This window comes from Ensifer sp. Root127, assembly GCF_001425225.1.
Classification (GTDB): domain Bacteria; phylum Pseudomonadota; class Alphaproteobacteria; order Rhizobiales; family Rhizobiaceae; genus Ensifer; species Ensifer canadensis.
Genome location: NZ_LMDX01000001.1, coordinates 978522 through 993470, shown reverse-complemented (window position 1 = coordinate 993470; position 14949 = coordinate 978522). Strand labels below are relative to the sequence as shown.

Annotated in this window: 14 protein-coding genes; 10 read left to right on the top strand and 4 right to left on the bottom strand. The window is 61.9% G+C overall.

Features of this window, described 5'->3' with window-relative positions; genetic code table 11:
* Window positions 1-10 precede the first annotated feature (10 nt).
* From ASD03_RS04665 to ASD03_RS04635, 7 genes are all read left to right on the top strand, one after another.
* Entirely contained in the window at window positions 11-1036 is a 1026-nt protein-coding gene (locus ASD03_RS04665; protein WP_025425770.1) for a sugar ABC transporter substrate-binding protein, read from the top strand.
* A 200-nt stretch (window positions 1037-1236) separates the two neighbouring features.
* Window positions 1237-2322: an ABC transporter permease gene (locus ASD03_RS04660; RefSeq protein WP_025425771.1), complete on the top strand. Its 1086-nt coding sequence runs from the start codon at window positions 1237-1239 to the stop codon at window positions 2320-2322.
* Window positions 2322-3104 (top strand): ATP-binding cassette domain-containing protein, encoded by a 783-nt coding sequence (locus ASD03_RS04655; protein ID WP_025425772.1) that lies wholly within the window; start codon window positions 2322-2324, stop codon window positions 3102-3104. Before ASD03_RS04660 ends, ASD03_RS04655 begins: the two co-directional genes overlap by 1 nt.
* Entirely contained in the window at window positions 3101-3721 is a 621-nt protein-coding gene (locus ASD03_RS04650) for a nucleoside triphosphate hydrolase (protein WP_057212505.1), read from the top strand. The genes ASD03_RS04655 and ASD03_RS04650 overlap by 4 nt, the downstream gene beginning before the upstream one ends.
* A 204-nt stretch (window positions 3722-3925) precedes the next feature.
* Window positions 3926-4963 carry a dihydroorotase gene (pyrC, locus tag ASD03_RS04645; RefSeq protein WP_025425774.1) on the top strand — a complete coding sequence of 346 codons (1038 nt, stop codon included), beginning with the start codon at window positions 3926-3928 and terminating at the stop codon, window positions 4961-4963.
* A 27-nt stretch (window positions 4964-4990) separates the two neighbouring features.
* Window positions 4991-5689, top strand: coding sequence for an orotate phosphoribosyltransferase (locus ASD03_RS04640; RefSeq protein WP_025425775.1), 699 nt, complete (start codon window positions 4991-4993; stop codon window positions 5687-5689).
* Window positions 5690-5759: 70 nt separating this feature from the next.
* Window positions 5760-6686, top strand: coding sequence for a carbohydrate kinase (locus tag ASD03_RS04635; protein ID WP_057212502.1), 927 nt, complete (start codon window positions 5760-5762; stop codon window positions 6684-6686).
* 18 nt (window positions 6687-6704) lie between these two features.
* On the opposite strand, the gene ASD03_RS04630 is transcribed toward ASD03_RS04635, so the two are convergent.
* Window positions 6705-6920, bottom strand: coding sequence for a helix-turn-helix transcriptional regulator (locus tag ASD03_RS04630; protein ID WP_025425777.1), 216 nt, complete (start codon window positions 6918-6920; stop codon window positions 6705-6707).
* Between the two features lie 3 nt (window positions 6921-6923).
* Entirely contained in the window at window positions 6924-7478 is a 555-nt protein-coding gene (locus ASD03_RS04625) for a DUF2975 domain-containing protein (RefSeq protein ID WP_025425778.1), read from the bottom strand.
* Between the two features lie 82 nt (window positions 7479-7560).
* Here ASD03_RS04625 and ASD03_RS04620 point away from each other — a divergent pair, with 82 nt between their 5' ends.
* Complete coding sequence (locus ASD03_RS04620; RefSeq protein ID WP_128090391.1) at window positions 7561-8154, top strand: hypothetical protein; 594 nt, start codon at window positions 7561-7563, stop codon at window positions 8152-8154.
* A gap of 39 nt (window positions 8155-8193) precedes the next feature.
* Here ASD03_RS04620 and pgi read toward each other — a convergent pair whose 3' ends face one another.
* Window positions 8194-9819, bottom strand: a complete 1626-nt coding sequence (pgi, locus tag ASD03_RS04615) for a glucose-6-phosphate isomerase (RefSeq protein WP_057212500.1) — start codon at window positions 9817-9819, stop codon at window positions 8194-8196.
* Window positions 9820-9947: 128 nt separating this feature from the next.
* Complete coding sequence (locus tag ASD03_RS04610; RefSeq protein ID WP_025425781.1) at window positions 9948-11648, bottom strand: long-chain fatty acid--CoA ligase; 1701 nt, start codon at window positions 11646-11648, stop codon at window positions 9948-9950.
* A gap of 344 nt (window positions 11649-11992) precedes the next feature.
* Between ASD03_RS04610 and ASD03_RS04605 the strand changes: the two genes are divergently transcribed.
* Together ASD03_RS04605 and ASD03_RS04600 are read left to right on the top strand one after the other, a co-directional pair.
* Window positions 11993-13216, top strand: coding sequence for an MFS transporter (locus ASD03_RS04605; protein ID WP_025425782.1), 1224 nt, complete (start codon window positions 11993-11995; stop codon window positions 13214-13216).
* A 280-nt stretch (window positions 13217-13496) separates the two neighbouring features.
* Entirely contained in the window at window positions 13497-14657 is a 1161-nt protein-coding gene (locus tag ASD03_RS04600; RefSeq protein WP_025425783.1) for an AI-2E family transporter, read from the top strand.
* Window positions 14658-14949: the final 292 nt, after the last annotated feature.

Here is a 14949-nt window from a genome sequence, read left to right as displayed (position 1 = left end):
GGAGGATTACATGAAGAAGACTGTTCTCTCCGCCGCGTTCGGCGTGCTGTCGCTCGGCGTCGTTTTTGCCGCTCCGGCACAGGCCGCCGATATCGGCGCCTGCCTGATTACAAAGACCGATACCAACCCCTTCTTCGTCAAGATGAAGGAAGGCGCTACCGCCAAGGCCCAGGAACTCGGCGTCACGCTGAAGTCCTATGCCGGCAAGATCGACGGCGACCATGACAGCCAGGTGGCTGCGATCGAATCCTGCATCGCCGATGGCGCCAAGGGCATCCTGATCGCCGCTTCCGACACGAAGGCAATCGTCGACCAGGTGAAGAAGGCGCAGGAGGCCGGTCTTCTGGTGATCGCGCTCGATACGCCGCTTGATCCGGCCACCGCCGCCGACGCGACGTTCGCTACAGACAACCTGCTCGCCGGCAAGCTGATCGGCCAATGGGCCGCCGCCACGATGGGCGAGGGCGCCAAGACCGCCAAGGTCGGCTTCCTCGATCTGATACCGTCGCAGCCGACCGTTGACGTCCTGCGCGACCAGGGCTTCATGATCGGCTTCGGCATCGACCCGAAAGATCCTAACAAGATCGGCGACGAGGATGATGCCCGCATCGTCGGCCACGACGTCACCAACGGCAACGAAGAAGGTGGCCGCAAGGCGATGGAAAACCTTCTGCAGAAGGATCCTGATATCAACGTGATCCACACCATCAATGAGCCGGCCGCCGTCGGCGCCTACCAGGCGCTGAAAGCCGTTGGCAAGGAAAAGGACGTGCTGATCGTATCGGTTGACGGCGGTTGCCCCGGCGTCAAGTCGGTGGCCGAAGGCGTCATCGGCGCGACCTCGCAGCAGTATCCGCTGATGATGGCGGCGCTCGGCATCGAGGCGATCAAGAAGTTCGCCGACAGCGGCGAAAAGCCGAAGCCGACCGAAGGCAAGGACTTCTTCGACACCGGCGTTTCGCTCGTCACCGACAAGCCGGCTGCCGGCGTCGAATCGATCGACGTCAAGGTCGGCACGGAGAAGTGCTGGGGCTGATCGCTCCCGTTCTTCGAACGCATGAGCAGCAACGGAAGGGCGGCCCGGGCCGCCCTTCGCGTAAGCGTCGATGTCTTTGACAAGGCGACGAAAACCGCGCAGCTTCTTGAATGAGTGCTGATGCCCGCCACATGGTGGGCGGGCTGTGCACCAGATTGCATCGCAACCCCTTGGGAGTGGGGTTCACCGGAGGAAGGTCCATGGGCGAGCCCAACGCAGCCGCACAGCCATCCCAGGAATTCGAAAAGGTCCTGGTCAACAGTTCGACGCAGGTCGCGTCGTTCGACACACATGACAAGACGCTGATCCAGAAGATCCAGCATTTCCTGCATTCGACGCCGGCGGCTGTGCCGTTCATCGTGCTCGTTGCAGCGATCCTGATCTTCGGTCTGACGATCGGTGGAAAGTTCTTCTCGTCCTATACGCTGACGCTGATCCTGCAGCAGATCGCCATCGTCGGCATCCTGGGGGCCGCGCAGACCCTGGTCATCCTGACGGCCGGCATCGACCTTTCGATCGGTGTGATCATGGTGCTTTCGGCTGTCATCATGGGCAATTGCGCCGTGACTTACGGCCTTCCGGCGCCGATCGCGATCTTCATCGGCTTCGTCGTCGGCGGTGCCTGCGGCTTCCTCAACGGCTTCCTCGTCTCCAGGGTCAAGCTTCCGCCGTTCATCGTCACGCTCGGCACCTGGTACGTCATCATGTCGACGAACTTCATCTACTCGGCAAATGCGACGATCCGCGAGGCCGATGTAGCGGCCGTCACCAAGATGCTTCACCTCTTTGGCGTCAGCTTCAAGGTGGGATCCGCCGTCTTCACGCTCGGTGTGGTGATGATGGTCGTGCTGGTCCTTGGCCTCTGGTACGCGCTCAACCATACGGCCTGGGGACGCCACCTTTATGCCGTCGGCGACGATCCTGAGGCAGCGAAGCTTTCCGGTATCCGCACCAGCCGCGTGCTGCTCAGCGCCTATACGCTCGCCGGCCTGATTGCGGCACTCGCCGCCTGGGTCTCGATCGGCCGCAACGGCTCGATCTCGCCTTCGGCAGCGGTCACCGACTACAATCTTCAGGCCATCACCGCGGCCGTAATCGGCGGCATCTCACTCTTCGGCGGGCGTGGATCGATCCTTGGAACGCTGATCGGCGCGATGATCGTCGGCGTGGTCTCCATGGGGCTCAACATGTTGGGCGCCGATCCGCAATGGAAAGTCTTCCTCACCGGCGTGCTGATCATCACCGCCGTCGCAATCGACCAATGGATCAGAAAGGTAGCAGGCTGATGGCTCAGGAACCCATTCTCACCGCGCGCGGCCTGGTCAAGCGTTATGGCCGAGTTACGGCTCTCGACTATGCCGATTTCGACCTCTACCCGGGCGAGATCCTGGCCGTCATCGGCGACAACGGCGCCGGAAAGTCCTCGATGATCAAGGCGATCTCCGGCGCCATCACGCCGGATGAGGGGGAAATCCGGCTCGAGGGCCAGCAGATCAACTTCCGCTCGCCGATGGAGGCGCGCACGGCCGGCATCGAGACCGTCTATCAGAACCTGGCGCTGTCACCGGCGCTCTCGATCGCCGACAACATGTTTCTCGGCCGCGAAATCCGTAAACCCGGCATCATGGGCAAGCTTTTCCGCACGCTCGACCGTGCGGAGATGGAGAAGCGGGCGCGGGCAAAGCTGTCCGAGCTCGGCCTGATGACCATCCAGAACATCAACCAGGCGGTGGAAACGCTTTCGGGCGGCCAGCGCCAGGGCGTGGCGGTGGCGCGAGCCGCAGCCTTCGGTTCCAAGGTGGTGATCATGGACGAGCCGACGGCAGCCCTCGGCGTCAAGGAAAGCCGGCGGGTGCTGGAGTTGATCCTCGACGTGCGTTCGCGCGGCCTGCCGATCGTGCTCATCTCGCACAACATGCCGCATGTGTTCGAGGTGGCCGATCGCATCCACATCCACAGGCTTGGCAAACGCCTCTGCGTCATCAATCCGAAGGAACACACGATGTCTGATGCCGTCGCCTTCATGACCGGCGCGAAGGAGCCGCCGCGCGAGGCGCTCGCCGCATGAATGTCGGGCCGGTGGTTGATCAGATCCTCGAACGGGCGGCTGGAGCCGCCCGTTTCGTCGTGGCGATTGCCGGCCCGCCGGGTGCCGGAAAATCCACCCTGTCCGACGCGCTTGCCGAAGCGCTGGTAGCTGAAGGAGAAATGGCGGCGGTGCTGCCGATGGACGGCTTTCACATGGACAATGCCGTGCTCGAAGAGAAGGGCCTGCTTGCCCGCAAAGGTGCGCCGGAAACCTTTGATGTCAGGTCGTTCCTGGCGACGATCGCTGCGGTCAGGGCCAATGACGGCGAGGTGCTGGTGCCGGTCTTCGATCGCTCGCGCGAACTGGCGATCGCCTCGGCGCGTGTTGTAGCGGCCGATACCCGCATTATTCTCGCCGAGGGCAACTATCTGCTGCTCGACGAGGCGCCCTGGAACAAGCTTGCCGGTGCCTTCGATTTCTCCATCTTCATCAATCCCGGCATCGAGGAACTGGAGCGGCGGCTTTTGAAGCGCTGGTTCGACCACGGCTACGACGAGGAGGCGGCGAAGCGAAAAGCCCATGGCAACGACATCCCCAACGCGCATCGTGTGGTCGAGCATCAGCGACGCGCAGATGTCGTGCTTGCGGATTTCTGAGCGATGGTCGGATTGCGGATTGTGTTTGCGGGCGCATTGGTGATATCGAGACGCGGTTTCACCACATGAGTAACCGCCCAACACCCGCACCTGCCGGCTGCAAAGCTGCGCGCGCGGATCGGGCGCGAGCACCGGGAGGGGGATCAGGAAAAGTGTACGCGGTTTTCCGCCTGCATCCCGCCCTGACTTAGGAGAACGCTGACCATGCAAGACCTCGTTATCCGCCGGCCGGATGATTGGCACCTTCACCTGCGCGACGGCGACATGCTGAAGGGCGTCATCGCCGACACCAGCCGCCATTTCGCCCGCGCGATCATCATGCCCAACCTCGTGCCGCCGGTCGTCACCGCGGCCGACGCTGCTGCCTATCGCGAGCGCATCCTCGCGGCCATCCCGGCAGGCGACCGGTTCGAGCCGCTGATGACGCTTTATCTCACCGAGGGCACGAACCCCGACGACGTCGAGGCCGGCCACAGGAGCGGCCTCGTCAAGGCAGTCAAGCTCTATCCGGCTGGCGCGACGACGAATTCGCACAGCGGCGTGCGCAACATCGATGAGGCGATGCCGGTGCTCGAGCGCATGGCGAAGATCGGCCTGCCGCTCTGCGTGCATGGCGAGGTCACGACATCGGACGTCGACATCTTCGACCGCGAGGCCGTGTTCATCGACACCGTGCTTGATCCCTTGCGCCAGCGCCTGCCGGAACTGAAGGTCACGATGGAGCACGTCACCACCAAGGACGGCATCGACTACATCAAGGCGTCGAAGGCCAATCTTGCCGGCTCGATCACCACCCATCACCTGATCATCAACCGCAACGCCATTCTCGTCGGCGGCATCAAGCCGCACTACTACTGCCTGCCGGTTGCCAAGCGCGAAAACCACCGTCTGGCGCTGCGCGCTGCCGCCGTCTCGGGCGACAAGCGCTTCTTCCTCGGCACCGACTCAGCACCGCATGTCGATCCGCTGAAGGAATGCGCCTGCGGCTGCGCCGGCATCTACACCTCGATCAACACCATGAGTTGCCTGGCGCATGTGTTCGAAGAGGAGGGCGCGCTCGACAAGCTCGAAGCCTTCGCCTCGCTGAACGGTCCCACCTGGTATGGCCTGCCGGTCAACGAGGAGACGATCACGCTCAGGAAGCAGGCAGAAGCCGTGACCTATCCCAAGAAGATCGAGACCGGTGCCGGTCCGGTCACCGTTTTCGATCCGATGTTCCCGCTGCACTGGGCCGTCGCCTGATCGTTTGGAATTTTGAAGGAGAGTTTGATGTTTTCCAATGCGTTCACCGACAAGGCCGTGATGGCCGAGCTGGTCGCCAAGATGCTCTGGGAGATCAAGGCGGTGCATTTCAGCGCCGACAAGCCCTATAAGCTCTCGTCCGGAATGGCGAGCCCGGTTTATATCGACTGCCGCAAGCTGATCTCCTATCCGCGCATCCGTTCGGCCGTTATGGATTTTGCCGCGGCATCAATCCTGCGCGAGGCGGGCTTCGAGCAGTTCGACGTCGTCGCCGGTGGCGAGACGGCGGGTATTCCCTTCGCGGCGATGCTGGCCGAGCGCCTGGGCCTGCCGATGATCTACGTGCGCAAGGCGCCGAAGGGTCATGGCCGCAACGCCCAGATCGAGGGCCACATGCCGGAGGGCGCCCGTGTTCTTGTTATCGAGGACCTGACGACCGCCGGCGGCTCGATGTTCAAGTTCATCGATGCGATCCGCGCAGCCGGCGGCATCGTCGACCACGGCATCGCGCTCTTCTATTACGATATCTTCCCGGAGGCCGTCGGCGAGATGAAGGGCAAGGGTGTCGACCTGCACTGGATCGCCACATGGCGCAACGTGCTTGCCGTTGCCCGCGAGCAGGCGCTGTTCGACGACGAGACGCTTGGCGAAGTCGAGGCCTTCCTCAACGACCCGCTGGCCTGGTCTGGCCGCAATGGCGGCGTCAGCGCGCTTGCCGCCCAATAGTCGGCGACACTCTGGGATTTCGTCGAAAGTCATTGAAATCAGTTGAAATGTCTTCAGGGGAGAAATGCCGATGATCGTATGTTGTGGTGAAGCGCTGATCGACATGCTGCCGCGGGACACGACCGCGGGCGAAAGTGCATTTGCGCCCTATGCCGGCGGGGCGATCTTCAATACGGCGATCGCGCTCGGTCGGCTCGGCATTCCCACCGGCTTCTTCACCGGCCTTTCCGATGACATGTTCGGCGATGTCCTCCGCGAAACGCTGAAGGCGGCGAATGTCGACTTCGCTCCCTGCGCGACCCTGTCGCTGCATACAACGCTTGCCTTCGTCAAGCTCGTCAACGGCCATGCCACCTACGCCTTCTTCGACGAGAACACGTCGGGTCGGATGATTACGAAAGATCATCTGCCGGCGCTCGGCGACTTCTGCGAGGCGCTGCATTTCGGCGCGATCAGCCTCATCCCCGAGCCCTGCGGCTCGACATATGAGGCGCTGATGACCCGCGAACACGAAAAGCGGATCATCTCCTTCGACCCGAACATCCGGCCCGGCTTCATCAAGGATCGGGAAGCCCATCTCGCCCGGATGAACCGCATGGCGGCGATGTCTGACATCATCAAGTTCTCGGATGAAGATCTCGACTGGTTCGGCATGACCGGCAGCCACGACGATCTGGCGGCCGAATGGCTGAAGCGCGGTCCGAAGCTGGTTCTGATCACCAAGGGCGCCGATGGGGCCGTCGGCTACACCGGGCGTCACAAGGTCGACGTTGCCGGTGAGCGCGTCACGGTCGTCGACACGGTCGGTGCCGGCGATACCTTCGATGCCGGCGTGCTCGCATCGCTGAAGCTGAGCGGTCTCCTGACCAAGGACGCCGTCGCAAACCTCTCGGAAAGCGCTGTTCGCGACGCCCTGGCCCTCGGCGCCAGGGCCGCCGCCGTCACCGTTTCGCGTGCCGGCGCCAACCCGCCCTGGAAGCATGAAATCGGGCTCTGAGAAGAGCCCGCACGAAACTCAATCCTTTTCCTCCGGGCGATATTCGAGAATGTCACCCGGCTGGCAATCGAGAACGGCGCAGATCTTCTCCAACGTGTCGAAGCGCACGCCTTTGACCTTGCCCGATTTTAACAGCGATATGTTCTGCTCGGTAATGCCGACCTGTTCCGCAAGATCGCGCGAGCGCACCTTGCGTTTCGCCAGCATGACGTCGAGGTTTACGACAATCGGCATCCGTTAAACGAAGCTCCTGTTCTCGGCTTCGATCCCCGATGCGATGACCATGACATGGCCGAGCACCAGAAGCAGCCCGGCCATCAGCATAACGATAATCGTTCCCCCATTGATGTCGATGAAGACGGAGTGCCCGGTCGTACTGGGATTGTCGTAGGTGACAGCCATGATGCCGATTGCGTTGCTGACAGTCATGCACAAGGAACCGACGATGGCGATGATGCCGATCCGCTTCAGCAGGACACCATTGCGGCTGGAAAGGATCTCACCGCGTTCGAAACCGTCGAAAAGTTGCCAGGCAAAGGCGAGGCCGGCAATAACAAGCGCATTGTTCATCGCAGTGAGAAACATGACGGTTATTATCGCGCGATAGGAGAGCGTGATGGCGGAGACCTTCGGGAAGACCACGTCGCGAATACCCTGCTCGAAGCCGGCCCGGTCGAAGAAAATCTGCCAGTGCCCGTAGACGACGGCCGAGCAGAACACTGCGCCGCACAATACGACCATCAGTTTCATGATGCGGCTCAGCTTGCGCAGCCGCTCGGGAGATCCGTTCATTAAAAAGTTCCTTATCGGCTCACTTGTTTTTTTATTGTAAAACGATAATTATTTCGCGTCAATTATGATTTTGGTGCGTTTCATGACTTTCCGTATTTTGATGAACCCATGCCTTTTCCTGTCCCTCAACGTGCTGGCCGCCTGTGCAGCGCTCAATGTCGGCTCGTTTGAAAAACTGTCTGGCGTCGATCCGCTCACGTCCGATCCGGCAGAACTGCGTGTTGCCCTTTTGGTGCCCGAAGCGCTGTCGCTCAGGCGCGGCGACGCAACACTCGGCATTTCGTGGAAGGCGGATGGTGCGCCCCTCGACACCCACCGTTTTGCCCTTCAGATCCAATCCGGAAATGTCGGGGCGCCGGGGCTGACCGAGGGGATGCGGGAGGGGCAGACGCTCTATGTCCTGACGCTGACGCCCGCCGATGCGGAGCGCCTGCGCGATATGCAGGAGAAGATCGCGGCGACCAAAGGCACGGAGGCCAAGGGTCGCGGAAGCCTTACGGTCGGTTTTTCCGGTGGCTGCTGGAGCGGTGCGTTTCCTGCTGACCAGAAAGTCACGGTCGATGCCTGGATCCGTACGCGTTCCGACGAAAACTACTTCCAGCTCCTTTCGGGACTGGATCTGATGGATATGCTCCGCCAGTCCGGCGTCAAGGCGCTGCCGGCCTGCGCGGCCTGAACGGCCAGGGCACGCCGGGCGCGCCCTGGCCTCGCATTCTTAGCGAGAAGCCTTGAGCAGCACGGCCACAAGGCCCGCCGTCGACGAATCGTGACCGGCAGCACTTTCCTTGCCTTCGACCACGGGCAGCAGGCCCGTTGCCAGCTCCTTGCCGAGCTCGACGCCCCACTGATCGAACGAATTGATGTTGAAGAGCGCGCCTTCGACGAAGACGCGGTGCTCGTAGAGCGCGATCAGCCGGCCGAAGGCGAAAGGATCGAGCTGGTCGTAGACCAGCGTCAGCGACGGGCGGTTGCCGGCAAAGACGCGGTGCGGCGCGATCTTGTCTGCCTTGGCATCCGCCATGCCCTTGGAGGTCAGCTGTGCCTTCGCCTCGGCAAGCGTGCGCCCCTTCATCAGGGCTTCAGACTGGGCGAGGCAATTGGCAATCAGCAGTTCGTGCTGGTGGCGCAGGTTCTTCTCGTGGCCGTTGGCGGCGATCATGAACTCGGCCGGGATGACGTCCGTGCCCTGGTGGATCAGCTGGTAGAAGGCGTGCTGGCCATTGGTGCCCGGCTCGCCCCAGACGACCGGACCCGTCGAATATTCGACCGGTTTGCTGTCGAGCGTGACCGCCTTGCCGTTCGATTCCATGTCGAGCTGCTGCAGGTAAGCCGGAAAGCGCGACAGGCGCTGGTCATAGGGCAGGATCGCCCGCGAGGGATAGCCGAGAACATTGCGGTGATAGAAGCCGAGGAGGCCCAGCAGCATCGGCAGGTTCTGGCGGATCGGCGCAGTGCGGAAGTGCTCGTCGATGGCATGGCCGCCATCGAGGAAGCGGCCGAAATTCTCCTTGCCGATGGCGATCATCAGCGGCAGGCCAATGGCCGACCAGATCGAATAGCGCCCACCGACCCAATCCCAGAAGCCGAACACGCGCGCCTGGTCGATGCCGAAAGCTGCGACCTTGTCGAGTGCCGTCGAGACGGCGGCAAAGTGGTGGCCGACTGCGGCTTCGCCGAGCTTGCCGGCGATGAAGGCGCGGGCAGTCGCCGCATTGGTCATCGTCTCGATGGTCGTGAAGGTCTTGGAGGCGACGATGAAGAGCGTCGTTTCCGGATCGACGGGCTTCAGCGTATCGGCGATATGCGCGCCATCGATGTTGGAGACGAAATGCAGGCGCGGGCCGTCATGGAACGGCGCGAGCGCCAGCGTCGCCATCACTGGGCCGAGATCCGAGCCGCCGATGCCGATATTGACCACATCGGTGATCTTCTTGCCGGTCGCACCTTTGAGCGCGCCCGAGCGGATGCCATCGGCAAAGGCGCCCATGGTTTCAAGCACGCCGTTGACGTCGGGCATCACGTCCTTGCCGTCGACCATGACAGGACGATTGCCGCGGTTGCGCAGCGCCGTGTGCAGCACGGCCCGTTCTTCGGTAATGTTGATGATGTCGCCGCGGAACATCGCGTCGCGCTTCTCTTCGACCTTGGCCGCTTTCGCCAGCGCCTCAAGACCGTCGAGCACCTGTTCGTTCACTGCGCATTTCGAATAATCGAGCAGCAGATCGTCGAGCGAGGTGCTGAAGCGCGAGAAGCGCTGGGCATCGCTCGCGAAGGCGGCGCGGATATCGGTCGCATTGGTCTGCGCGGCGGTTGCTTTGAGTTGATCGACAAGCGCTTTCATCGCGGGGCTCCTTGTGTCGGACATTCGCCTGCGTAGCTATTCGCTTTGCATTGTCCAAATCAAGCCCGCAAAACCGCCGGGATGGCGGTTTTCAGGATTTTTTAAATCGTTTTAAGTCGAGGCTGGCCCTAGCCCCGGAGGTCCTTGCGCAGGATCTTGCCGACATTGGTTTTCGGCAACTCGGTGCGGAACTCGACGAAGCGCGGCCGCTTGTAGTTGGTGAGATTGGCCGCGCAATGCCGCTTGACGTCCTCTTCGGTCAGGTCAGGATCCTTGCGCACGACGAACAGCTTGACGGCTTCGCCCGAATGTTCGTCCGGAACGCCGATCGCCGCGCATTCGAGAATGCCGGGATGGGTCATCGCCACTTCCTCGATCTCGTTAGGGAAGACGTTGAAGCCCGAAACCAGGATCATGTCCTTCTTGCGGTCGACGATCTTGACGAGGCCGGCGGGGTTTATGAAGCCGATATCGCCGGAGCGGAAGAAACCGTCGGGCGAAATCGCCTTGGCGGTTTCGTCCGGACGCTGCCAGTAACCGGCCATGACCTGCGGCCCGCGAATGCAGATTTCGCCGACGTCGCCGATCGCCAGGGTGTTGCCCTGGTCGTCGCGGATCTCAACCTCGGTCGAAGGGATCGGAAAGCCGATCGTGCCGGTGAACTCGGTCGAGTCGAGAAGGTTGGCGGTGGCGACCGGCGACGTCTCGGAAAGCCCGTAGCCTTCGGCGATCGGGCACCCCGTCATCTTCTGCCAGCGCTCTGCCACCGGTCTTTGGATGGCCATGCCGCCGCCGAAGGTGAGCATCAGCGACGAGAAGTCGAGCTTCTGGAATTCGGGGTTGTTCATCAGCGCATTGAACAGCGTGTTGAGACCCGGGAAGATGTTGGTCTTGTACTTGCCGAGCTCCTTGACGAAGCCGGGAATGTCGCGTGGGTTGGGGATCAGGATGTTGTTGCCGCCGGTGGCAAGGCCCATCAGCGAGTTCACCGTCAGCGCGAAGATATGGTAGAGCGGCAGAGCGCACATGAAGACGAGACTGTCCGGCCGCGGACGCGAGCGGAACGCCGTGTCGAACCAGATTTCCATCTGCGCCATGTTCGACAAAAGGTTGGAATGGGTGAGCGTCGCCCCTTTGGAAATACCCGTGGTGCCGCCGGTATATTGCAGGAAAGCGACATCGCTCGGCGCCACATTGGGTTTGGTCAGCTTCAGGCGGCCACCTTCGGCGAGCACGGACTTGAAGGAATGATGGCCGGGGATCGACCAGGCGGGCACGAGCTTCTTCACCCGGCGCACGATCAGATTGACGATCGTGCCCTTGAAGCCGAGCATGTCGCCCATCGTGGCGACCACCACATGCTTGATGCTGGTCTTGGCCGCAACCTGCTGGACCGTATGAGCGAAGTTCTCAAGCACGAAGATCGCCTTGGCGCCGGAATCGACGAGCTGATGTTCCAGTTCGCGCGGCGTGTAGAGCGGGTTGACGTTCACGACCGTGAATCCTGCCCTCAGAATGCCGAAAACGATAACAGGGTTCTGCAGGATGTTCGGCATCATCACCGCGACGCGGTCGCCCTTCGACAGCCCGCGCGCCTGCAGCCAGGCGCCGATCTTGGCGGATTCGGCATTGAGCTCGGAGAAGGTCAGCGATTTGCCCATGCAGGTAAAGGCGAAGCGGCGCGAGTAGCGCGCGACGGCATGGTCGAAGAAGTCGCCGATCGATTTGTAGGGCAGAGGGCCGATTTCGGCGGCAATGCCCGGCGGATAGGACTTCAGCCAGATCTTCTCCGGGCTGATGCCTGTTGGTTGCGTGTTGAGTTCCGCCATGACCTCTCTCCCTCTGGTCGCCACAGGCTAGCCTTGCTTGCGGCCAAAGAAGTAACCCTCCCGGTCTTCTCTTGCCGATGAAGATGATGCTTTTACGACACCTCTTCAAGCCGAGATTCGGGATTATATAACTTTGACGTAAACGTCAACTCAGCGAACAGTTAGCCGGTCTGCTTCACCAGCGTGTGAAAAAGTATGATGAGTGCCGCAAAGCCTTTGCCAGCCGGGTTTAAAGCCTGTATTGCATTGCAGCATATCCCCGTCGGAAACCGTCCGATACCACGCCGCCAGCACCCCACAGATTTGTTCCGCTGTTCGAGGCCGAACGACACAGGTCATTGCTCATGTGTGACGAAGCCTATTCTTCTGCCGTCGATTCGCGCCGAAGCCGCATCTCTGTTGCCGAGGTTGCGCTCGCCGTTGGCGGGTTCGGCATCGGTACGGGCGAATTCGCCATCATGGGCCTGCTGCCGCAAGTGGCCGATGACGTCGGCGTTTCGGTGCCGCGCGCCGGCGCCGTCATCAGCGCCTATGCACTCGGCGTCGTCGTCGGCGCACCGTTGATCGCGGTGCTTGCGGCGCGGTTTTCCCGCTTTCGGGTGCTCTTGGTGCTGATGCTGCTGTTTGCGATCGGCAATTTCGCAAGCGCCATCGCACCGGATTTCTACACGCTGGTTGCCGCGCGCTTCTTTGCCGGTCTTCCGCACGGTGCCTATTTCGGTGTGGCGGCGCTCGTGGCTGCAGGGCTGGCTGCACCCAACCAGCGGGCGCGTGCCGTCGGGCGCGTGATGATGGGCCTGACGATCGCGACCCTGTTCGGAACGCCGCTCGTTGCCTGGTTCGGTCAGGCGCTCGGATGGCGGTCGGCCTTCGCCATTGTCGGCGGCATCAGCCTTCTGACCATTGCGCTCACCTGGTCCTACGTGCCGCGCGACAAGGGCAATCCGCAGGCGACGCCGCTGCGCGAGCTTGGCGCCCTGGGCAAGCTGCAGGTGTGGCTGATGCTCGGCATCTGCGCCATCGGCTGCGGCGGCATGTTCGCCGTCTTCAGCTACATCGCTCCGGCATTGACGGACGTCGCAGGCGTTTCCGTGGCGAACGTGCCGATCATGCTGTCGGTGTTTGGCGCCGGGATGATCCTCGGCAACATCGTCGGCTCCAGGCTCGCCGATTGGGCGCTGCTGCCGGCGATCGGCATCGCGCTTGCCTTCAATATCTTCGCTTATGTGCTGTTCTATTTCACCATGGGCAATCCGTGGATCGCCATCGTCAACGTCTTGTTCATCGGCGGCGGCTTTGCCGTCGTACCGGGTGTGCAGACCCGACTTATGGACGTGTCGGGCGAGGCGCAGACACTTGCCGCAGCACTCAGCCATTCCGCCTTCAACCTCGCCAATGCGCTCGGCGCCTGGCTTGGCGGCTGGTCCATTGCCGCTGGCTATGGTTGGACTTCGACTGGTCTGGTCGGTGCCGTCATGGGGGTTGCCGGTTTCGGTATCTTCCTCGCATCGGTTTTCGTCGATCGCGCCGAGACGACCAAGCGGGCGGCGATACGTGCGGCAGAATGACTTCTGCCATCAAATGAAGCCTGAGAGCTTGCGCGCCGCTAAATTTTTCTGTCATGTCCCGCCGCTAGCGTCGGCTGTGGCCCCGAAACTACCGTAAACCGGGGGCATGGGGGCGGCACTGCATAATTTTGCGCTTAAATCGGATCGATTTAAGCGCAAAATTATGCATCAGATCCTGGTACAGCGACCTTTGCACGTCTTTGTGGGAGACGCGCGGCACTGTACAGGCTGGCAAGGCCTCGGGTTTGTTGTAAGGTCGTCTGGAGACGGAGGAATGTTGGTGCAGTTGGGCAATCGCGAACGAGAAAACCTTCCCGTAGAGCCGCGACTCTTCGGGCATGCGGCGGCGTCGCGCTCGGCTCTGGTTGGTCCGATCACCGCTGCGCGCTGGATGCTCGTCTTCGTGCTTCTGGCCGGCGTCTATTTCTTCCACGGCTTCCTCGTCCCGGTTCTGGCTGCTGTCGTCATCGGTTTTGCCAGCTGGCCGATTTATCGCCGCCTGCTGGCGGCCGTCGGCGGCAACCGCACACTGGCGGCGACCATTGCCATTATCTGCGTCGTCGCCTTCATCGTCGTGCCGATCTCGGTCGCTGCCGTCTACGCGGTCGACGAAGTGCGCGACTGGCTGGTCTGGGCGGTTGAAACCAATGCCAACGGCGCCGGCGTGCCCGTCTGGCTGACCTCGATCCCCGTCGCCGGTGCCTGGCTCGGCGAGCAATGGGTCAAATATGTCGGCCATCCCGGAGCGCTCGGCGAACTGGTGCAGCTCGTCAGCGGCTCCAACATCGGCAATATCTATCGCGGCGTGCTGGTCATCGGCGCGTCGGCGTTTCACGCCTTCCTGACGCTGCTCTTCATGCTGATCACGCTGTTCTTCGTCTATCGCGACGGACACTCCTTCTCCAAGCAGCTCGATCATCTCGGCGAACGCATCTTCCCGATGCGCTGGGAACGGCTGTCGCGCGTGGTGCCGCTGACGATCAGCTCGACGGTGACGGGCATGGGCATCATCGCCATCGGCGAGGGCATCGTGCTCGGCGTCGCCTATTGGCTGGCCGGCGTTCCCTCGCCGGTCACGCTCGGCATCATCACCGGCCTGATGGCGCTGATCCCCGGCGGTGCGCCGCTCTGCTTCACGCTGGTTTCCGTCTATCTCGTCGCCAGCGGCTCGCCGGTCCAGGGCATTGCGCTGTTTGCCTGGGGCACGACCGAACTCTTCATCGTCGACAAGACGTTGCGTCCGCGCCTTGTCGGCGGCCCGATCAAGCTGCCGTTCCTGCCGACCTTCTTCGGCCTCGTCGGCGGCGTGAAGACCATGGGCTTTCTCGGTCTGTTCGTCGGTCCGGTGCTGATGGCACTGCTCGTCGCCATCTGGCGCGAGTGGATGCGCGAAGTGACCACCGAAGCGGCACCCACCGTAAGCCCGATCATCAAGGGCTAGGGTTTTTCCAGCAAAGATGCGAAGCGGTTTTTCGCCAGGAAATGCGTAAAAACAAAGAGCTAAAGCGTTTCTGTTACTCAGTTTAAGTTGGAAACGCTCTGACGCCACCAATCCGCCAGCCGCCTTCGGACGGTGGCAGTATCCTTATCTTTTCCTTATGCGCGCGCGAAACCATCGCAATCGATAATTGACCCGCTGAGGGTGCATCATCCGGCCATAAACAGTTCCGGAGAATGCACATGTCCGATTTCCTTTTTCTTGCCGCCGGTCTCGGCGGCCTTGTCGTGTTTGC